Source organism: Roseovarius atlanticus (genome assembly GCF_001441615.1).
GTDB classification, from domain to species: domain Bacteria; phylum Pseudomonadota; class Alphaproteobacteria; order Rhodobacterales; family Rhodobacteraceae; genus Roseovarius; species Roseovarius atlanticus.
This window is the reverse complement of record NZ_LAXJ01000009.1, coordinates 20321-40297: the sequence shown is the minus strand read 5'-3', so window position 1 is coordinate 40297 and position 19977 is coordinate 20321. Positions and strand designations below refer to the sequence as shown.

Genomic DNA, 19977 nt, shown 5'->3' with positions numbered 1-19977 from the left:
TATGCTTGAGGCGCAATATGTGGCGCTCTCTGTGATTGCCGCATCTACATATAGATTTGCGCCGAACATTTCGTGTTCAAGATGCACTAAAATAATATTTACAGGGCGTAATTTTAAGACTGGTTCGTTTACCGAATCGGGTCAAACAGCGCGTCATCGAGCGTGCAATCCCGCACCACGTCGCGGCCGCAGGGGACCGGGGCGAGGTCGCGGGAGAGGCAGATGCGGGCCTCCTGGATGCGGCCCGCGCGGCAGGTGATGGTGATGCCGTCGGGTTCCAGAGAGGGGTTGGCCTTGAGGAAGGCCTCCTCGACCACGGAGGCGGGGAGCTTGACCGGGTTTTTCAGTTTGCGAAAGACGTCCGGCCTTGTGATCCGGCCGTAGGCCTCCCGGGACAGGGCGTAGTAGGCGGGGGCGGAGAGGCCGGAGCAGGTGCCGTGCTTTTTCCATTGGTACCACGCCAGCCCGGAGGTGCCCATGATGTCGGCCATCTCGCCGGTCATGGCGCGCGAGGGCGGGCGTTCGGGCGATTGGCAGTGTTCGGGCCAGCCGCGGTGGTATTGCGGCCAGAGCCCGTGCAGGACCCAGCCGTGATCGCGTGACGCGTCGCATTGCGGTGAGCCGCGCGCGTCGCCTTCGAGCGCGCACCAGGTCGGCGACCAGCTGAGGCTGAGGACGTAATAGTCGAATGCGCCGGGGCGGTCGCCGTCGGCCAGCGCCGGGGTGGCCAGGAAAAGCAGGGCGAAAAGGGCGCGCATGTTCACTCTTTCTTTTTGCGTTCGGGGCTACTATATAGCCGCCAAGTTCCCCGACAACGAGAACCCGTCCCGGCCCCCGGGACCGCCGTTTCAGGCGAGGGGAAAGATATGCGTGAAGGAGACCTTTGAGAGATGTCGAAACCGTTGATGGCCAAGGCCACCGCCGTCTGGCTGGTGGATAACACCACGATCAGCTTCAAGCAGATCGCCGATTTCGTCGGGATGCACGAGCTGGAGATCCAGGGGATCGCCGATGGCGACGTGGCCGCCGGCGTGAAGGGGTTCGACCCCATCGCCAACAACCAGCTGACGCAGGAAGATATCGACAAGGCGGAAAAGGATCCGCTGCACAAGCTGAAGCTGAAGTACAATGCCGCCGCCGTGGGCGAGGAAAAGCGGCGCGGGCCGCGCTATACCCCACTGTCGAAACGGCAGGACCGGCCGAACGCGATTCTGTGGCTGGTGAAGTTCCATCCCGAGCTGGCGGATGCGCAGATCGCCAAGCTGGTGGGCACCACCAAGCCGACGATCCAGACGATTCGCGAGCGTACGCACTGGAACATCGCCAACATGCAGCCGATCGACCCCGTGGCGTTGGGCCTGTGCAAGCAGACCGAGCTGGACGCCGCCGTGCAGAAGGCCGCCGCGAAGAAGGCCAAGGAAGGCCAGGCGATCGACGACGACGAGCGCCGCAAGCTGTTGTCGACCGAGCAGAGCCTGGAGTCGGATGCCGAGCCGCGGATGCCCACCGCCATCGAGGGGCTGGAGACGTTCAGCCTGGGCGGTGCCGATACCGCCGGCGAGGAGGAGAAGGAAAAGGAATACGACGCCGAGAGCTTTTTCAACCTGCCCGATGATGACGGTGACGACGACGAGGACGACGACAAGGCGTAAGGCCGTGTCGGATATCGCGACGGACCGAAACCGCGCCCCGCATCGGGCGCGGTTTTTTCATGCGCGGTGGGCGCGATGACGGCCACCAGCCCGCTGCATCGCCCCGCGATACGCTGAGGGCGCGAGGCCCCGGATCAGGTCCGGGGCGGGGCGGGCCTGGGCCTGGGGCCGGAAATGGCCAGCACGCCCGCCGCGACGATGAGCGCGATGCCGAGCGACGACAGCGCGTCGGGACGCTCGGTGAAAAGAAGCCAGCCCCAGAGCGCGGAGAAGCCGACATAGGTGAAGTCGAACGTGCCGATCACCGCCGGCGGGCCGTTCTGGTAGGCATAGGCCGCGCCGATGCTGCCGATCAGGATGGCGGCGGCGAGGATCGTTATGGTGCGCCAGTCGGCGGCGTCGAGCGGGGTCCACGTGGCGGCGAAATCGGACGTCGTGCCGGCCGGGTCGGGCAGAAGCAGAAAGGCGGCGCCGCCGGTGAGGATGAATGCCACGTTGAGCATCGCCGAGAGCATCAGCGGGTGTTCGTTCCGGCAGCGCGTGCCGGTCATCAGCATGGCGACGGCATAGAGCATGGCGGCCAGCAGGGGCAACAGCGCATAGGGCGAGAGCCCGGAGGCGGTGGGCTTGATGATCAAGAGCACGCCGGCAAAGCCGATCGCCACCGCCAGCCATTGGTGCGGCGCGATGGGGCTGCGTGTGGCCAGCGCGCCGAACAGGGTGATGAAGAGCGGCGAGGTGTAATAGCCCGCCGCCGCGAGCGAGAGCGGCACATGGGGCAAGGCGGCGTAATAGGCCAGCCACATGGCGACGAGGATGAGGCTGCGCAGCGGGGTCCAGCCGGGGTGACGCAGGGCCAGGGACGCCCGGGCGGCCAGGGCCATGATCCCCAGCAGCACCGGCAGCACCAGGGCCGAGCGCAGCACGAACATCTGCCACAGCGAGATCGAACCGGAAGACAGTTTGATCAGCGCGTCGCCCAGGGCCAGGGCGGCCACCGCGAGGGTGATGACGAGGATGGCGCGGGTGGTGTTTGCAAGGCTGGGCATGAGGTGAGGCGGCGTGCGGTTTAACCAATCAAAGCGGTGGGAGCGTGGGGTCTTATCCACCAAAGAGGTGGGTTGTCGCCCACCAAAGTGGTGGGTTTTCACCCACCAAAGTGGTGGGTTTTCACCCACCAAAGAGGTGGGTTTTCACCCACCCTACGGGGGGTTGCGGACGGGTCGTGTCAGGAGCGGGTCAGAGGGCCTTTCGCGCGTTGAGGGCGGCGGTGATGGTGCCGTCGTCGAGATAGTCCAGCTCGCCCCCGATGGGGACGCCCTGAGCCAGCGAGGTGAGGGTGACGCGGTCTTCGAGCTGGTCGGCGATATAATGCGCGGTGGTCTGGCCTTCGACGGTGGCGGCCAGGGCAAGGATGACCTCGGTGATGTTTTCCGCCTCGATGCGGTCGACCAGCCTGGGGATGCGAAGTTGCTCGGGGCCGACCTGGTCGAGCGCCGAGAGCGTGCCGCCGAGCACGTGGTAGCGGCCCCTGAAGACGCCCGCGCGTTCCATTGCCCAGAGGTCTGCCACGTCCTCGACCACGCAGATCATGCCGTTGGCGCGTTTTTCCGACAGGCAGATATCGCAGGTTTCGGTGGTGCCGATATTGCCGCATGTGTGGCATTCGCGCGCCGTCACGGCAACCTGGCCCATGAGGTCGGCCAGCGGTGACAGCAACAGCTCGCGCTTGCGGATCATGTGCAGCACCGCGCGGCGGGCCGAGCGGGGGCCGAGGCCCGGCAGCTTGGCCATCATCTCGATCAGGGCGTCGATGTCGCGGGTGGAGTTCATGGCGCAGTCTCGTCCGGCAGGGCGACGCGGGTGACGGCGAAGCCTTCGTCGCGCAGCAGTTCGACAAGGCCGGTGTCGCCCGGCAGATGATAGGCGCCGACGGCGATGAAGACACCGCCCTTGGCAAGCTGGGGCCGGGCGGCGTCGAGAAAGCCGCGGTTGCGGTCGGCCAGGATGTAGGCGTCGGACGTGTCGAGCCAGCCCAGACCCAGCCCGTCGGGGTAGGTGTTGTCGAAATGGAGACGTTCCCATGCCATCATGTCGCCGATGCGACCCTGAAGATAGAGCGCGAGAGACGTGGAATACGCGTCGCGGGCGAAATCGGGCGTGAGATAGACGGCGGAGACGGCGATGAGCGCGGTCGTCAGCGCGGTTGCATCCGAAGAGTCCAATCTTTCGAAAAACGCGCCGGGCGCTTCCAGCCCGATCGTGTCGGCCCCGGCAAGCGCGCCGAGAAGGCTTATGCGGTGGTCCTGGATCGGATAGATTCCGGCATTGAAATCGTTGCAGGGCGGGGACATCAGGAGCTCGGCGATGGCGGCGGGTTTGAGCGTAAAGACAGCCTGCCCGCCCCAGCCGAGCGCGGACAGACGTTCGCCGACCGCGTTTATCATGGGGAGCGGGAGGTCCCATTCTGTCACCCCGATCTGATCGTGATAGTAGGTCTGATAAGTGTAGCGGCTTTGGATTTCTTCTCGGCTGAGCGCGGTAAAGTCGACTTCCGTGGCGATGACGCGGGCGGCGGCGATGTCGGCCTCGACCTGCGGCGGCAGGCGCAGGATGGCCGGGATATTGAGATGCATCGTGCCCCAGAGGTGAGAGACCGCGCCCGACGGCGACGTGATGCGCCAGTAACGCCCGGTGCCGTTGGGGATGGTTTCGGCAATCGCGCGGATATCGCCCATCAGCGCGGGCGTCAGGACCTCTGCATGGATCCGGGGGGTGTCGATCAGGCAGAGGTCGCGCGTGGCCCACGCCTGTGCCGTGGCAGGCAGGCCGAGGCAGCACAGCAGGAGGGTCGCGATGGCGCGGCGTCTCACCGTCAGAACGGCAGCTTCATGCCTTCGGGCAGACCCATGCCCTCGGTCAGCTTGCCCATCTCTTCCTGGGCCTTTTCGCTGGCCTTGGCCTGGGCGTCCTTGATGGCGGCGAGGATCAGGTCCTCGACCACTTCCTTGTCGTCGGAGTTGAAGATCGAGGGGTCGATGTCGAGGCTTTTCAGTTCGCCCTTGGCGGAGCAGACGGCCTTGACCAGACCCGCGCCGGATTCGCCGGTGACGGTGATGTTGTGCATCTCTTCCTGAAGTTCGGCCATCTTGGTCTGCATTTCCTGCGCGGCCTTCATCATTTTGCTCATGTCGCCGAGCTGGCCTAGTCCTTTGAACATCTGTCTCTCCCGGGGTTTGAGGGGTGTTGGGTCATAGATACGGGCCGTAGGGGGTGTCGGCAAGGGGAGGGTGCGTGATCGCCCGCACCCGCAGACAGAATACGCTGTGTCAGGGATGCCTTTCGCCCCTATGGCGCAGTGACCCTGGTGTTATAAGACCCTGGTCCCAAAGCGATCGCGATAGGCGGCCGGTGTCATGCCGCAATGTCGCTTGAAGACGCGGCGGAAAAAGGCCGCGTCTTCATATCCGACTGCTGTGCTGACCTGTTGAATCGAGGTGGCGCCTTCTTCGAGCATCCGGCGAGATGCCGCGATGCGCAGCATCTGATGGTACGTTCCGGGCCTGACCTTCGTGGCAGCCTTGAAACGGCGCATCAGGGTGCGCCGGCTCATGCCCGCGCGTTCCGCGAGCTCTTCGACCGAGACGTCGCGTTGGAAGTTGGCGCTCAGGTGGTCTTCGATCATGCGGATCCGGTCGTCTCCGTGGGGGCGGGCAAGTGGCAGGATGGCATATCCCGTCTGGTCTTGGCGCGGCATGTCGAGCAGCAACGCGCGTGAACACTCGACCGCAACACGATGACCGCATAAGCGCTCGACCAGGTAGAGGCTGAGATCGGCGGCGGCGTTGACGCCACCGCCACAGAAGATGCCGGCGTCCTCAGTGATCAGGAGGTCAGTGCGCCAGTCGACGGCAGGGTAGCGCGCCCGGAATGCATCGGCGACACCCCAGTATGTCGTCGCGCGCCGGCCATCGAGCAGACCGGCCTCGGCCAGGAACGCGACGCCGGAACAGACGCCCGCAACAAGGCAACCATCGTCGTAGCGCTCGATCAGCCATGGGACGAGCGCGGCGTGACGGGCCATCCATTCCGATGGCACGGGGCCCGATGCGGACGCGATCACAAGGTCCGCGGGGCCGGTTTCGTCGATGGCGCAATCGGGTGTGATCCGCAGGCCGTGGGCGGTTTCGATCGAGCGCCCGTCGATCGAGGCGGTCGTGACACGGAATCTGGGATCGGGATCTTTGCCGCGCAGTTCTTCGAACATGGTGCCGGCCGACGAGAAGATTTCAATCGGACTGACGGCGGTGGACGCGTGCCCTTCGTTGACGAGCACGACGACAACATGCAGCTTGTCGCGGCTTCGAGCCATGTGACCTCCCGCTTGGGACCATGGTTTCGCGAATCCGGCGCGAAATCCACCCGGTATCAGGAAATTGGCACGATCGCCCTTGGTGTTTGGCGGGATTGCTTGGTGCGTCGGGGGGCCGTGAGATGCGACGTTCGGGGGAGGAGTTACAGCGAAGGAGGTACGACATGGAACTCTACATGATCCGCCGCCGCGGCATCTGGGCCAACGATGAGGAGCTTGCGGCGACAAACGTGAAATCCGTTGAAGCCGGCGAGGCGATGGCCGGCCGGCTGCGCTGGATCCGCAGCTATGCCGTGACCGAAGCGGACGGGCGTATCGGCTCGGTTTGTTTCTACGAGGCCGAGAGCCCCGACGCGATCCGTGAACATGGCGAGCGTATCGGTGCGCCAAGTGAAGAGGTCCAACCGGTTCGAGGCGCGGCAGTGAAACAGCCCGATCCTCAGCCGGTGGTGTATGGGTGATCGTGCGACTGACACTGTGCCTTGGTGAAGAACAACCTTGGCGGCTTTTGACGTGAAACCGAAAAGGGCGGGGAAAATCCCCGCCCTACGTTTGGTTCCGCGTTGCTTATTCTGCCGCCATCGGCTCTTGCGCGAGGTTGCGCAGGACGTAGTGCAGCACGCCGCCGTGTTCGACATACTCGATCTCGATCGCCGTATCGATGCGGCATTTGAGGGTGATCTCTTTGGTCGTGCCGTCGGCGTATTTGATCGTGCAGGGCACTTCGGCCTGCGGCTTGATGTCGTCGAGGCCGTGGATCGAGACCTCTTCCTCGCCGGTCAGGTTCAGCGTCTTGCGGGTGTCGCCGCCGGTGAATTCGAACGGGATGACGCCCATGCCGACGAGGTTCGAGCGGTGGATGCGCTCGAAGTTCTCGGCGATCACGGCCTTGACGCCCAGAAGTGCTGTGCCCTTGGCGGCCCAGTCGCGGCTGGAGCCTGCGCCATATTGCTCGCCGCCGAAGATCACCAGCGGCGTGCCTTGCTCTTGGTAGGCCATGGCGGCGTCGTAGATCGAGGTCTGCTTGCCGTCGGGGCCCTTGGTGTAGCCGCCTTCGACGCCATCGAGCATCTCGTTCTTGATGCGGATGTTGGCGAAGGTACCGCGCATCATCACCTCGTGGTTGCCGCGGCGCGAGCCGTAGGAGTTGAACTCGCGCACTGGCACCTGGCGTTCGCGGAGGTATTCGCCGGCCGGGGTGGTTTCCTTGAACGAGCCTGCGGGCGAGATGTGGTCCGTCGTGACCATGTCGCCCAGAAGCGCCAGAACGCGGGCGTTCTCGATGTTCGAAATCGTGCCGGGATCCTTGCTCATGCCCTGGAAGTAGGGCGGGTTCTGGACGTAGGTCGATTGCGGCGGCCAGTCGTAGGTTTCGGCGTCGGAGGTCTCGACCTGCTGCCATTTCTCGTCGCCCTTGAAGACGTCGGCGTATTTCGACTGGAAGGCTTCGCGCGTGACGGTCTGTTCGACCAGCTCGGCGATTTCGCTTTGCGACGGCCAGATGTCCTTGAGGTAGACGTCGTTGCCGTCCTTGTCCTGGCCCAGCGGGTCGTTGGCGATGTCGACATTCATGTCGCCCACCAGCGCATAGGCCACCACCAGCGGCGGCGAGGCGAGGTAGTTGGCGCGCACGTCGGGCGAGATGCGGCCCTCGAAGTTGCGGTTGCCCGACAGCACCGAGACGCCGATGAGGTCGCAGTCGTTGATCGCCTTGGAGATCGGTTCGGCCAGCGGGCCGGAGTTGCCGATGCAGGTGGTGCAGCCATAGCCCACGAGGTTGAAGCCGATGGCGTCGAGATCGTCCTGAAGCTCTGCCGCTTCGAGGTAGTGCGACACGACCTGCGAGCCGGGCGCGAGCGAGGTCTTGACCCAGGGCTTGCGTGTCAGGCCAAGCTCGTGCGCCTTGCGGGCCACGAGGCCGGCGCCGATCATCACGTAGGGGTTGGAGGTGTTGGTACAGGAGGTGATCGAGGCGATCACCACCGAGCCGTCATGCAACTGGTGGCTGTTGCCGTCCTCGTCGGTGTAGAAGCCCATCCTATGATGACCTTCGTTGCCGGGGATGTCGCGCGGCTCGGGCGCGCCGCCTTCGCCTTCCCAGCGGGCCTCGGTCTCGGCGCCGGCATCCTTGCCTTCGCGGATGCCTTTGACGTAGGCGTGAAAGGCGGTCGCGGCCTTGTCGAGCGCGATGTAGTCCTGCGGGCGCTTGGGGCCGGAGATCGCGGGCACGATGGTGCCCATGTCGAGATGCAGCGTGTCGGTGTAGACCGGGTTGTAGTCCGATCCGCGCCAGAAGCCGTTTTCCTTGGCGTAGGCCTCGACCAGCGCGATGCGGTCTTCGTCGCGGCCCGTCTGGCGCAGGTAGCGCAGGGTTTCGTCGTCGATCGGGAAGAAGCCGCAGGTGGCGCCGTATTCGGGGGCCATGTTGGCGATGGTGGCGCGGTCGGCGAGCGGCAGGGTGTCGAGCCCGTCGCCGTAGAATTCGACGAACTTGCCGACGACGCCTTTCTCGCGCAGCATCTCCACGACCTTGAGCACGAGGTCGGTGCCGGTGGTGCCTTCGACCATCTTGCCGGATAGCTCGAAGCCCACGACCTCGGGGATGAGCATCGAGATGGGCTGGCCCAGCATGGCGGCCTCGGCCTCGATCCCGCCGACGCCCCAGCCGAGAACGGCTGCGCCGTTGACCATGGTGGTGTGGCTGTCGGTGCCCACGAGCGTGTCGGGGTAGGCGACGGTTTCACCGTTCTGGTCCTTGTCGGTCCAGACGGTCTGGGCGAGGTATTCGAGGTTGACCTGGTGGCAGATGCCGGTGCCCGGCGGGACCACACGGAAGTTGTTGAAGGCGCCCTGTCCCCATTTCAGGAACTGGTAGCGCTCCATGTTGCGCTCGTATTCACGGTCGACGTTCATCTGGAAGGCGCGGGGGTTGCCGAATTCGTCGATCATGACCGAGTGGTCGATCACCAGGTCGACGGGGTTGAGCGGGTTGATCTTTTGCGCGTCGCCGCCCAGTTCCTTGATCCCGTCGCGCATCGCGGCGAGGTCGACCACGGCGGGGACGCCGGTGAAATCCTGCATCAGCACGCGGGCGGGGCGGTAGGCCAGTTCCTTGGTGCCTTTGCCGCCTTCCTTTGCCCAGTCGGAGAACGCCTTGATGTCGTCGGTGGTGACGGTCTTGCCGTCCTCGAAACGCAGCATGTTTTCCAGCACCACCTTGAGCGCGGCGGGCAGCTTGGAGAAATCACCCAGGCCCGCCTGTTCGGCGGCGGCGATGGAGTAGTAGGCGACGGAGGTGTCGCCGACCTTCAGCGTCTTGCGGGTGTTGGAGGAGTCGTGGCCGACGGTAATGGGCATTTCTGGATATCCTTTCACGTAGGAAGGCAGGATTGTCTGGCTTGCTTCTGACCCAATCGGGAGAGTCGTTCAAGGGGGCTGCGGCAATTATTGTATACTATTGCACACAATTGAAGAATGTTACAGTTTTCACGCGACTCTCTCGAAACCTTGATTGGCAGTTTCATGCCGGGATGAATACTCAGAAGCGACGTCACGAACAAACAGGTAGAGCGTCAGGCATGGATTTCAGCAAAGTGATCACCGGGGTTATGGCCGTTGTGCTGTTTTTCGCGGCACCCGTGGTGGCGCAGGACGCAGAGCGCCCGGTGGTGGTGGAATTGTTCACCAGCCAGGGCTGTTCGTCCTGTCCGGCGGCGGACAAGTTCTTTCACAAGCTGGCGGGGCATGAGGGCGTGATCGCGCTGTCGCTTCATGTGGATTACTGGGATTACATCGGCTGGAAGGACAGTTTCGCCAGCCCCGCCCATACCAAGCGCCAGCGCGCCTATGCCAAGGCGGCGGACCGGCGGGTGGTCTATACCCCGCAGATGGTGATCAACGGCAAGGATGACGTGGTGGGCAACCGGCCGATGGATGTGGTCGACGTGATCGACCGGCACCGGCGGCTGCCGCGGACGGTGGCGCTGGAGCTGTCGCGGCAGGGCGAGAGCGTGCTGGTCGAGGCGGAAAGCCTGAAGCAGATGGACGGGCCGCTGACGGTGCAGCTGGTGCGGTTCCGGCCCGAAAGCACGGTGCATATCAAGCGCGGCGAGAACGCGGGCCGGACGATCAGCTATGCCAACGTTGTGACAGAGATGCGCAGCCTGGGCGATTGGGACGGGTCCGCGCCGTTGCGCGTGACCGCCGAGGCCGGGGGCGACGCGCCGGTGGCGGTGTTGTTGCAGAACAAGGGCGGCGCGGGGTTGATCGAGGCGGCGGCGGTTCTGGAGTAGGGTGAGCGCGTGGTGGGTTGGAAACCCACCCTACGTGGGAAGCGTCGATTGCGGCACGCGTGGGTTTTCACCCACCCTACATTTGCGAGTTGATGTCGCGCGGCTATCAGCCGATTTCCTGTACCAGCGCGGGCAACTCTCCCAGGTTCTTCACCTTTCGGAACCGCGAGGCGTCTTCGGGCGCGTCGTCGACCTCGTAGCCCCAGGTGAGGTCGTGGGGAACGTGGACGCCCCAGCCACCGGCGGCGATGACCGGATTGACGTCCGAGCGCAGGGAGTTGCCCGCCATCAGCGCGTGGGCCGCGCCGGTGCCATGCCGGTCGAAAATGCGGGTGTAGACCTGGGGTGTCTTGTCCGACACGACCTCGACCGCGTCGAAAAGATCGCCCAGGCCGGACTGGGCCAGCTTGCGTTCCTGGTCGAGAAGGTCGCCCTTGGTCACCAGCAGAACGCGGTGGGTGCCGGCCACCGCCTCGACCGCCTCGCGGGCATGGGGCAGAAGTTCAATGGTGTGTTCCAGCATCTCGCGGCCCGCGGCGATCAATTCGGAGATGACGGATGCGGGCACGCGGCCGTCGGTGACGTCGATGGCGGTTTCGATCATCGACAGGGTAAAGCCCTTGATGCCGAAGCCGTAGTGACCCAAGTTGCGCTTTTCGGCGGCCAGAAGATGCTCGGCCAGGTGATGCCCATCGACGTAATCGCGCAGAAGATCGGCGAATCTGTCCTGGGTCAGCTTGAAGAAGCGTTCGTTGTGCCAAAGCGTGTCGTCGGCATCGAAGGCGATTGTCGTCAGATTTTGTGACATTGCGGCCCTCGCCCCGGACGCGCCCCCTTTTCAGACGCTGGTCGGAGGTTATATAAACCGCTCACGAAACGCCACACGCAGCACGGGGATTGATGCAGCACCAGGTGATCATGTCGGGCAGGGACGATGACGGCGACGGCGATGCCGCCGTGGTGGTCGATACCAAGCCCAAGACCAAGCGGCCGCCGCTGTACAAGGTGTTGCTGCTGAACGACGATTACACCCCGATGGAATTCGTCGTGGCGGTGCTGGAGCGATTCTTTGGCATGTCCCACGCGCAGGCGTTCGAGATCATGCTGACCGTGCACAAGAAGGGTGTCGCGGTGGTGGGCGTGTTCAGCCACGAGATTGCGGAAACCAAGGTGGCGCAGGTGATGGATTTCGCCCGGCGTCACCAGCATCCGCTGCAATGCACCATGGAAAAGGAATAGGGTGAGCGGGGCATCGCGCCTGTCGCTGGCCATGGAGGATGGCACGATCGCGTGGCCCGAGGGCGCGCGGGTGGCTATTTTCGCGCCGCGCACCGGGGCGGACCTGTCGGGGCTGCCGAAGGACCGTACCCAGATCATCACGCGATTCCGGCCCGACTGGGAGGCGTTTCAGGCCGTCGGATGGGAGTGCGTTCTGGCGCCCGAGGGGCGGTACGGCGCGGCGCTGGTCTTTGCCACGCGCGCCAAGGCGCTGTGCCAGGGGCTGATCGCAGAGGCCGCGGGCGTCAGCGACGGGATCGTGGTGGTCGATGGGGCCAAGACCGACGGGATCGAATCGATCCTGAAAGCCTGCCGGGGCCGCGCGGAGGTGTCGGCGCCGCTGTCGAAGGCGCATGGCAAGCTGTTCACCATCGAGGCGGGGGCCGAGTTTTCCGACTGGGCGCTGGCGGAGCGCGGCACGGTGGAGGAAGACGGCAAAGCCTTCGTCACCGCGCCGGGCGTGTTCTCGGCCGACGGGGTGGACCCGGCGTCGCGCCTGCTGGCCGAGGCGTTGCCCGAGAAGCTGGGCGCGCAAGTGGTCGATCTGGGCGCGGGCTGGGGATACCTGGCGCATCGCGTGCTGGCCCGCGAGAGCGTGCAGGCGCTGCATCTGGTGGAGGCCGATCATGTCGCGCTGGACTGTGCGCGGCAGAACGTGACCGATCCACGCGCCGTGTTTCACTGGGCCGATGCGCTGACCTGGGCCGCGCCGGGGCCGGTGGATGCGGTGGTGATGAACCCGCCCTTTCACATCGGACGCGCGAGCGATCCGGGGCTTGGGCGGGCCTTTATCCGGGCGGCGGCACGGATGCTCGGCCCGCGCGGGCGGCTTTTCATGGTGGCCAACCGGCACCTGCCCTACGAGGGCGACCTGACCGCCAGTTTCGGTGAGCTGCGCGAGATCGGCGGCGACAACCGGTTCAAGATCGTCGAGGCGGCAAGACCGTCTCGCACCCGCGGCTGAGTTGCGATAACAAGGTCCGGGCGGGCCATGAGGGAGAGATCGAGCCATGTCCTTTTCGATACAAGGCAAAACCGCAATCGTGACCGGCGCGGCCAGTGGCGTGGGCCTGGCCATCGGTCGGCATTTCGTCGACAAGGGCGCGAACGTGATGTTCGCAGACCTCAACGAAAAGCTGCTGAAGCACGAGCTGGGCGAGAACGAGGACGGGGCCAACAAGCGCTGGTTCGCGGGCGATCTGCGCGAAAAGCTGACGCTGGCCAACCTGCTGTCGGCGACGATCGACGCGTTCGAGGATGTGGACGTTCTGGTGAACGCGTCGCGGCAGATGCTGCCGTCGGACCCGCTCAACCCCGATGACGACGCGGTGGAGCAACTTTGGAACCAGAACCTGATGACCGCGCTGCGGCTGAGCCAGCTGGTGGCCAAGCGCATGATCAAGCAGGCGGAAGGGCAGGAGGAGGGACCGGTGGGGTCGATCGTGAACCTGTCGTCGATCGCCGGGCGGCGGACGCATCCGGACCTTCTGGGCTATTCCATCGCGTCGGCGGCGGTGGACCAGATGACCCGCAGCCTGGCCGTGGCGCTGGCGCCGCACCGGATCCGGGTGAACGCGATTGCGTTCGGCTCGGTCATGAGCGCGTCGCTGAAGGATACGCTGCGCGACAACAAGACGTATCGCGAGGATATCGAGGCGCACACGCCGCTGGGGCGGATCGCGGCGCCGACCGAGATGGCCGAGGCGGTGCAGTACCTGGCCTGCGACGGGTCGAGCTTCATGACCGGGCAGATCATGACGGTGGATGGCGGCCGGTCGCTGCTTGACCCGGTGTCGGCGCCCGCGCACTAATGAGGCCCGCTGAAGGAAGTACCATGACGGATATGACGGAACAGAAATCCCGCGCGGCGACGTGGTTTCACCAGTTGCGCGACGAGATCGTCGCGGCCTTCGAGGCGCTGGAGGACAGCCATGCGACCGGCCCGCTGGCGGAGGCGGAACCGGGGCGGTTCGAGGTGAAGCCGACCAAGCGCACCAGCGAGGACGGCTCGGACGCGGGCGGCGGGCTGATGAGCGTGATGCGCGGGGGCCGTGTGTTCGAGAAGGTGGGCGTAAACGTCTCGGAAGTGTTCGGCCAGCTGGGTGAGCAGGCGCAGAAGGCTATGGCGGCGCGCGGCGTGCCGGGGATGGCGGACGACCCCAGCTTCTGGGCGTCGGGCATCAGCCTGGTGGCGCATATGCAAAACCCGCATGTGCCGGCGGTGCACATGAACACGCGGATGTTCTGGACGCCCCATGCGTGGTGGTTCGGGGGCGGGTCGGACCTGAACCCCTGCATCGAATATGACGAGGACACGGCGCATTTCCACGCTCAGCAGAAGGCGCATCTGGATCCGCATGGGGACGAGATCTACCCGGCGCTGAAGGCCTGGGCGGACGAGTATTTCTTCATCCCGCACCGGCATCGGGCGCGGGGCGTGGGCGGCATTTTCATGGATGACCGCAATACCGGCGACTGGGAGGCGGATTTCGCCCTGACGCAGGATATCGGGCGGGCCTTTCTGAAAGCCTATCTGCCGTTGGTGGAGAAGCGCCGCGCGCAGCCGTGGAGCGACGCCGACAAGGAGACGCAGCTGGTGCATCGCGGGCTTTATGCGGAATACAACCTTGTCTACGACCGGGGCACCAAGTTCGGGCTGGCCACGGGGCATGATGCGGACGCGGTGCTGATGAGCCTGCCGCCGGTGGCGAAGTGGACGTGAGCGCGGCAGACGTCGGAGCCTCCGGTGGGAGTATTGTAAAGATATAAAGTAATTTTTTCAGCGCGTTAAGAAGATGCGATTGTCTATATCCCTTTTTCTGCCCACGTTTTGAAAGGTCGCTGGAAGTCTGGAGCAAAGCTCGTGGAAATTCTGGGAAGGCCGGTGCAGATACCGATTTGGCTCGTTCAATAATTCGTCGCGCCGACTGCCGTTGAATGAATCGATGGAGGCATTCTGTTGCGGTTTGCCCGGGGCGATGTAATGCCACTCGACATCATTGTCCTTGGCCCATTTCAGGACCGCCCGGCTTGTGAACTAAGTTCCATAGCACAGAGGGTGCGCGACCGTATGACCGCTGTCGGGGCCAAAACAGCCTACATCGAACCAGGTTCGCCTTGGGAAAACGGATACTACGAAAGCCTCAACGCCAGGTCGCGAAGCCAATTGCTAAACGGTGAAATCTTCTACAGCTTGCCGGAGGCCGAAATCATGGTCGAGCGATGGCGCATTCACTACAGCACCGTCACGCCGGACAGTTCATTGGGCTATCGACCGCCTGCGCCGGAAATCATCGTTCCGATGGACCATAGGCCCACTGTGCACCAATAATTAATTTGGACCATCCGATGGGGGCACGCCAGGATCTTCCCCAACCGCGCGGCCGTCTCCCGCAGATCAGCGGTCCAGGAACCGGGGGCTAGGTATGCATCCGTGAGTGGTGCTCCCAGGTTCTCAGGCCGCATCTTGCAGCGCGTATCAATAAATCCTTCTGATCCAGCAAGTGACGCGTTGAATTGTAAATTCATTTGTAATCTGGCTATACGATTTAGTATGGTCTCTGAGAAAATACAACTTAAGATAGAAATTTATGACCGAGGACCATGCCTTTTGCGGCGCGGGAGCTTTGTACCGCTTCGCCGCATTACTGACAGGTGGAAGTTTTAGCTTTTGCAGCCATCCTTTTGAGCTGCAAAAACCCGTATGCAGCTTGCCCTGTATGCAACCTTTCCCACGTTTGAAAACGATACGTGCGCTGCGTTTTCCAGCGCGGGACGAGCACCAAAGCCCAGCGCTAAAGATGCCAGTGTTCGGCAAAGCAGATTGTCCGATTGCCCAAGTTTTGTGCTAGGCTGCCTTATACAAACTCCATTGAACGGTTTTGACACATGCCTGACAATATTTCCAAATCATTTTCATTGAGACCATTGGAAAAGCCCGATCTGACGTCCATCACGAGATGGTTTCAGGGCGTCGGAGATCTGGCGCTCTTTGACCGAAATTCGCGCGTCCCTTACGATCTGGCGACGAGTGAGAGGTTATGGAACATGGCTGACACCCCGCAAGACGCGGACGACAAGTGTTGGTTCGCGATCACGTCCGAGCCTACCGGAGTTGCCGGTATCGTAGGCCTTGAACGCATTTCGCCGGTCAACCGCGATGCGGTCATCGCACTCTATGTCGATCATGCGATCCGGCGGCAGGGTGTTGGCATCCGAGCCTCCGCGCTGATACTCGATTTCGCATTTCGGCAACTGGGACTGAACCGGGTGACGTCCTACTATCGCAACGACAACGCCAGCAGCCGTGATCTGGTCAGTCAAGCCGGCTTTGAGGTCGAGGGTACGATGCGGCAGGCCTGGTTCTCTGACGGCAGGTTTCATGACATGATCGTCGTCGGTATCCTGGCGGAAGACTGGAAGATGCGGCGGGACGCTCTTGCTGAAGAGTTGGGGGAAACGACCGTAATCGCGTTCGGCGACGGCAGGAGTGTGGGATCGAAATGGCCACCGCACAGGCATGAAACGCCCTGATATGAAAGCCGGATAGTTGAACGCACGCGAACCTACATTCAGACAGCGGCTCGGGGCTGTCTTGTTCGCCGACGTCGTCGGGTATTCCCGGCTCATGGGACGGAACGAGATTGACACGTACAAGGCATTGCGCGCCCTTCTGGAACAGCTTGAGGCGGCTTGCGTCGAACACAACGGCCAATTCGTCGACGTCAAGGGCGACGGCATCCTTGCCCGGTTTGACACGGCGACCGATGCGGTACTTTTCGGCGTGGAGCTGCAGCGTATCACCGAGAGCAGCAATGCCGACCTGCCCTTGGCCCAGAGGATCAGCTTTCGTGTCGGGATCCACCTTGGTGAGTTTCTGCTCGACGATCGCGGGATTCATGGCGACATCGTCAACATCGCAGCCCGACTGCAGGAGCTCGCCGAACCCGGGCGTGTTTTCGTCAGTTCAAGCGTGTATGAGCAGGTGCGCAACAAGCTGCGCCTCGGGTACGAGTTTCTTGGACCCCAAATGCTCAAAAACATCGAGCAGCCAGTCCCCATCTTCTGCATCCGCACCGAAGTCGAGGGCGCGACAATGGCGGCCACGGTTCGGCCTTCGGCGCCCTCGATGGGGTACAGCCGGCCCGACACGCCGTCGATCGCGGTTCTTCCCTTCGATATCCGCGGTGGCGACGACTCCGAAAGCTGGTTGGCGGAGGGACTGACGGAGGACATCATTCTCGCGCTTTCCAAGTTCAAGAACCTGTTCGTCATAAATCGGAACACGAGTTTCGCGTTCAGGGCGCCGGACGTGCCCCCCAGCAAAGCAGCGACGAAACTGGGGGTGCGCTATGTCGTGCGCGGCAGCGTTCAGCGCGCGAAGACGAAGCTGCGGATCAAGGTCGAACTGATAGATACCGACTCATCTCGTACGATCTGGGGCGAAACCTATGACCGGGATCAGGAGGACATCTTCGAGATCCAAGATGAAATGACCGAGTCGATCGTTGGGGCGGCCGCGGTTTTGGTCGAGGCAGAGGAACGCCGCCGCTTCAGTGCGTCGATCCCGTCCGACCTTGCGGCCTATGGCTTTGTGCTGCGGGCACAGCAGCTGATCTTCAAGTATACGCGGCGTGACAACGAGCATGCGCGAATGCTCTACGAACAGGCTTTGTCACTGGACGGGAAGTATGCCCGTGCCTCGGCGGCCCTGTCGCGGACGCTGAACATCGACTGGCGCTACTCTTGGAACGAAGACGGAGATCAGGCGCTCGACACCGCTCTTTCCTATGCCCGTCGCGCCGCCGACCTTGATCCGACGGATGCACGTGCATTCGGAGAACTTGGCTTCGTGCACCTTTACCGAAAGGAACACGATGCTGCGCTCGGGGCGTACGACCGCGCGCTAAAGCTCAATCCGAACGATGCCGATCTGCTGTCGGACTATGCCGATGCCCTGGCGCATTCAGGCCAGAACGAAGCGGCGATCCAGCACCTGCAGCGGGCCATGCGCTTGAACCCGTTCTTCCCTGATCAGTACCTTTGGCATCTTGGCGGGGCTTACTACAATCTCAAGCAATATGATGCGGTCATCGAAACCGTCAGCAAGATGAACAACCCCACAGAGGGTCAACGGATGCTGGCGGCAAGTTATGCGCAGCTGGGCCAGCTCGACCTGGCGCGCAAGATTGCCGACAAGCACCGAGTCGTGCACCCCAATTTCTCGATCAAGCGTTGGGAACAGATTATTCCCGACCGCCTAGAAGAGGACACGCAGCACTTCCTGGAAGGACTGGAAAAGGCAGGGTTCTGATTGTGCGATCAGGCCTCGCTAGGGACTCGTGCGGAATACCACCCGCCATGAACCGCGGTTCAAATGGCGCTTCAGTCGCCCGATCCGCGCGCCTTCGCGCCACTCACTTTGGCACCGCTCACCTTGGCGCCGCTGACCTTGGCACCACTTACCTTGGCACCACTTACCTTTGCCCCGCTTACCTTCGCCCCACTGATGCCGCCACCGTCACCGCCGAAAAAAGCATCGAGCAGGACCTGCTCGAACATGCCCGTTGAAACATCCATGCGCATGGTCTGGTCGGCCTTGTCATAGCTCCAGACCCGGATGTCGTTCGCGATCTGAAAATCGGCTGCGGCAACCCCGCTCTTGGATGGGTCGTTTGGCGCGCGTGAGCCCAGGTTTCCGGGAAGGTTATCGTCCGTGGCACTTTGGCCTTTGCCGTGAACAAGGAAAATCACGGGCACGGGCAGGTCGAAATATGTGCCTTCAAAGGCAAACCCATAGATCTTTGCAAACCCCGGCGTTTGGTCGCCATCCTTTTCTCCGGTGAATGCGAACTGATCGTCCAACTGCTTGTTGTCACCAAGCGTTCTTGACGCTCTACGCTTGTAGACAAGATCATCAAGGATTCTGCCGAACAAAAGCACTTCCGAAAAGCTCAGTAATGACTCTGACATAATGACCTCTTTCTTAAATTGGCTTCCGGTAGAATGCCACAAACGCGAAAAATAGCCAAAGATATTTGAAACGCTAAGGGTGCGGAACCCGTGTCCGGACCGACACCGCGTGGCTGCCCTCGTCAGGCTCGGCAAGTCTTGGACCCACCCGCGTGAGACCGATGTCGCGCACGCGGAAATTGCCTGCGATGATCTGCTGGTACGCGCCGCCGGATATATCGCGATCGACGGCCAACAGAGCCTCTTCGACATGCGAATAGCTCAATGCGTCCGCGTCCAGCATATCCCACGCATCCGCCAGGTAAGAACCCATCAGGTCCCGCGCCTCCAGCAGGGCGTTTCGGAAACCTTCGGGATCACGCGCGTAGCGATCGTCGAACACGGCCTGCATCACGTCGCTGTACTCGGGCGAACCTTCGAGTTGATCGGACAGGTCTTCGATCTCGGGCGTGATCAGGCCGTGTTCGAGAAGACGCTCGTGAAATACGTCGATCAGGATGTCGAACAGGGCCCCGGTCAGCGGTTCCGACAAGGCGTGTTCGCTCGTCCAACCAGCCGCGAACTCGGACAACAGCTTGTCATTGGCCGCCATACGGATCTGGGCCGTCTGTGCCGTTTCCGCGAACCGGTTGAGGCGATTGTAGGTGTATAGGTTGCCATGGGTTTCCTCCAGCAGCGCCTCGACCACCGATCCGAAATGCAGCGAGGCCAGAAGCGCGACCATGTCGGCCGCGGATTCGTGGAAGCCGTAATATTCGCCCGATGCGTTGTCGTCCGAGGGCAGGCCGATGACGCTGTAGATCAGGGCGTGCCCGATTTCATGGGCGACCACATCGAAGTTCAGGCTGTAGGGCCTGTACTCGTCTTCGTGTTCGGTGGTGCCGCCCGTCTCCAGAAAGCCCCAGCCGATATGTGCATTGTCGAGGCCGGGCAGCAGGGACAGTTCCAGCTTGTCGTAGTCGGACTCGAAGTGCCACGGGATCTGGCGCCCGAAGTACCCTTCCCAGACATCCATCGTGAAATGCGCCGAGCCAAACAGATGTGCCGCCTCGAATTCCGGGTCGTCGGGCGCGATATGAATGAAGTTGCCATACTCGTCCGGGATGGCCGGCGCGTTGCGCTGCCCGTTCCAGGGCGGCAGATACATGCCCGGCCCGACGGGCCCGGGCACGACGGCGCCATAGGGTATGGTCTTGCCGATGGGGCCGACCACGTACATGCGCGGCCCCGAAGGCCCGGGACCGATCGTACCGGGCGGGGCCGAGATTTCGACCAGTTCCAATTCAGCCGTACCCTCGCCGAACGGGGATTGCGGAAACAGAAGAAAGCGCGTGCCCGGCGCTTCGTCCTCTGCCGCGTAATCCGGAAACTGCATCAAATCCTCCGTTGTGTTTCGCCATATCCCCGGGGC

The 19977-nt window shown here is 63.0% G+C and carries 19 protein-coding genes and 2 pseudogenes; 10 read left to right on the top strand and 11 right to left on the bottom strand.

All coding sequences use genetic code 11. From position 1 onward, the window contains the following. Nucleotides 1-128 precede the first annotated feature (128 nt). A complete protein-coding gene (locus tag XM53_RS10365; protein WP_057793010.1) occupies nucleotides 129-758 on the bottom strand; it encodes a ribonuclease T2 family protein in 630 nt (209 codons plus the stop codon). Nucleotides 759-890: 132 nt separating this feature from the next. Here XM53_RS10365 and XM53_RS10360 point away from each other — a divergent pair, with 132 nt between their 5' ends. After that, entirely contained in the window at nucleotides 891-1652 is a 762-nt protein-coding gene (locus XM53_RS10360; protein ID WP_057793008.1) for a DUF1013 domain-containing protein, read from the top strand. 134 nt (nucleotides 1653-1786) lie between these two features. Here XM53_RS10360 and XM53_RS10355 read toward each other — a convergent pair whose 3' ends face one another. From XM53_RS10355 to XM53_RS10335, 5 genes are all read right to left on the bottom strand, one after another. Beyond that, nucleotides 1787-2701 carry a DMT family transporter gene (locus tag XM53_RS10355; RefSeq protein WP_057793005.1) on the bottom strand — a complete coding sequence of 305 codons (915 nt, stop codon included), beginning with the start codon at nucleotides 2699-2701 and terminating at the stop codon, nucleotides 1787-1789. Between the two features lie 190 nt (nucleotides 2702-2891). Beyond that, entirely contained in the window at nucleotides 2892-3485 is a 594-nt protein-coding gene (gene recR, locus XM53_RS10350) for a recombination mediator RecR (RefSeq protein WP_057793003.1), read from the bottom strand. Continuing rightward, the gene (locus tag XM53_RS10345; RefSeq protein ID WP_057793001.1) at nucleotides 3482-4525 is read right to left on the bottom strand and encodes a TraB/GumN family protein; all 1044 of its coding nucleotides are present in this window, start codon (nucleotides 4523-4525) and stop codon (nucleotides 3482-3484) included. Before XM53_RS10345 ends, recR begins: the two co-directional genes overlap by 4 nt. A 2-nt stretch (nucleotides 4526-4527) precedes the next feature. After that, the gene (locus XM53_RS10340; protein ID WP_057792999.1) at nucleotides 4528-4872 is read right to left on the bottom strand and encodes a YbaB/EbfC family nucleoid-associated protein; all 345 of its coding nucleotides are present in this window, start codon (nucleotides 4870-4872) and stop codon (nucleotides 4528-4530) included. Between the two features lie 150 nt (nucleotides 4873-5022). Beyond that, on the bottom strand, nucleotides 5023-6024 hold the full coding sequence (locus XM53_RS10335) for a GlxA family transcriptional regulator (protein WP_057792997.1): 1002 nt from the start codon (nucleotides 6022-6024) through the stop codon (nucleotides 5023-5025). Nucleotides 6025-6188: 164 nt separating this feature from the next. Between XM53_RS10335 and XM53_RS10330 the strand changes: the two genes are divergently transcribed. Further along, nucleotides 6189-6485: a nickel-binding protein gene (locus tag XM53_RS10330; RefSeq protein ID WP_057792995.1), complete on the top strand. Its 297-nt coding sequence runs from the start codon at nucleotides 6189-6191 to the stop codon at nucleotides 6483-6485. A gap of 106 nt (nucleotides 6486-6591) precedes the next feature. On the opposite strand, the gene acnA is transcribed toward XM53_RS10330, so the two are convergent. Next, nucleotides 6592-9381, bottom strand: a complete 2790-nt coding sequence (acnA, locus tag XM53_RS10325; RefSeq protein ID WP_057792993.1) for an aconitate hydratase AcnA — start codon at nucleotides 9379-9381, stop codon at nucleotides 6592-6594. 221 nt (nucleotides 9382-9602) lie between these two features. Here acnA and XM53_RS10320 point away from each other — a divergent pair, with 221 nt between their 5' ends. Beyond that, a complete protein-coding gene (locus XM53_RS10320) occupies nucleotides 9603-10316 on the top strand; it encodes a DUF1223 domain-containing protein (RefSeq protein WP_082630923.1) in 714 nt (237 codons plus the stop codon). 106 nt (nucleotides 10317-10422) lie between these two features. Here XM53_RS10320 and XM53_RS10315 read toward each other — a convergent pair whose 3' ends face one another. After that, complete coding sequence (locus XM53_RS10315) at nucleotides 10423-11124, bottom strand: HAD family hydrolase (protein ID WP_057792991.1); 702 nt, start codon at nucleotides 11122-11124, stop codon at nucleotides 10423-10425. A 92-nt stretch (nucleotides 11125-11216) separates the two neighbouring features. On the opposite strand from XM53_RS10315, the gene clpS reads away from it, so the two are divergent. From clpS to hemF, 4 genes are read left to right on the top strand one after another with little or no spacing between them, the layout of a single operon-like run. Continuing rightward, a complete protein-coding gene (gene clpS, locus XM53_RS10310) occupies nucleotides 11217-11555 on the top strand; it encodes an ATP-dependent Clp protease adapter ClpS (RefSeq protein ID WP_082630920.1) in 339 nt (112 codons plus the stop codon). A 31-nt stretch (nucleotides 11556-11586) separates the two neighbouring features. Next, nucleotides 11587-12558, top strand: a complete 972-nt coding sequence (locus XM53_RS10305; RefSeq protein WP_057793340.1) for a class I SAM-dependent methyltransferase — start codon at nucleotides 11587-11589, stop codon at nucleotides 12556-12558. Between the two features lie 46 nt (nucleotides 12559-12604). Further along, a complete protein-coding gene (locus XM53_RS10300; RefSeq protein ID WP_057792987.1) occupies nucleotides 12605-13405 on the top strand; it encodes an SDR family NAD(P)-dependent oxidoreductase in 801 nt (266 codons plus the stop codon). Between the two features lie 23 nt (nucleotides 13406-13428). Beyond that, nucleotides 13429-14316 (top strand): oxygen-dependent coproporphyrinogen oxidase, encoded by an 888-nt coding sequence (gene hemF, locus XM53_RS10295; RefSeq protein ID WP_057792985.1) that lies wholly within the window; start codon nucleotides 13429-13431, stop codon nucleotides 14314-14316. Nucleotides 14317-14496: 180 nt separating this feature from the next. Here the strand turns inward: hemF and XM53_RS22480 are convergent. Continuing rightward, nucleotides 14497-14631, bottom strand: a pseudogene (locus tag XM53_RS22480) (integrase core domain-containing protein); the annotation flags it as partial. A gap of 9 nt (nucleotides 14632-14640) precedes the next feature. Between XM53_RS22480 and XM53_RS22475 the strand changes: the two are divergent. The 3 genes and pseudogenes from XM53_RS22475 to XM53_RS10285 form a co-directional block, all read left to right on the top strand. Continuing rightward, a pseudogene (locus tag XM53_RS22475) lies at nucleotides 14641-14925 on the top strand (integrase core domain-containing protein); the annotation flags it as partial. 557 nt (nucleotides 14926-15482) lie between these two features. Beyond that, nucleotides 15483-16127, top strand: a complete 645-nt coding sequence (locus XM53_RS10290) for a GNAT family N-acetyltransferase (RefSeq protein ID WP_057792983.1) — start codon at nucleotides 15483-15485, stop codon at nucleotides 16125-16127. Nucleotides 16128-16188: 61 nt separating this feature from the next. Then, nucleotides 16189-17907 carry a tetratricopeptide repeat protein gene (locus XM53_RS10285; RefSeq protein WP_236544468.1) on the top strand — a complete coding sequence of 573 codons (1719 nt, stop codon included), beginning with the start codon at nucleotides 16189-16191 and terminating at the stop codon, nucleotides 17905-17907. A gap of 71 nt (nucleotides 17908-17978) precedes the next feature. Here XM53_RS10285 and XM53_RS10280 read toward each other — a convergent pair whose 3' ends face one another. Both XM53_RS10280 and XM53_RS10275 read right to left on the bottom strand, forming a co-directional pair. Continuing rightward, a complete protein-coding gene (locus XM53_RS10280; protein WP_082630918.1) occupies nucleotides 17979-18566 on the bottom strand; it encodes a hypothetical protein in 588 nt (195 codons plus the stop codon). Nucleotides 18567-18639: 73 nt separating this feature from the next. After that, complete coding sequence (locus tag XM53_RS10275) at nucleotides 18640-19941, bottom strand: gluzincin family metallopeptidase (protein ID WP_057792979.1); 1302 nt, start codon at nucleotides 19939-19941, stop codon at nucleotides 18640-18642. Nucleotides 19942-19977 lie beyond the last annotated feature (36 nt).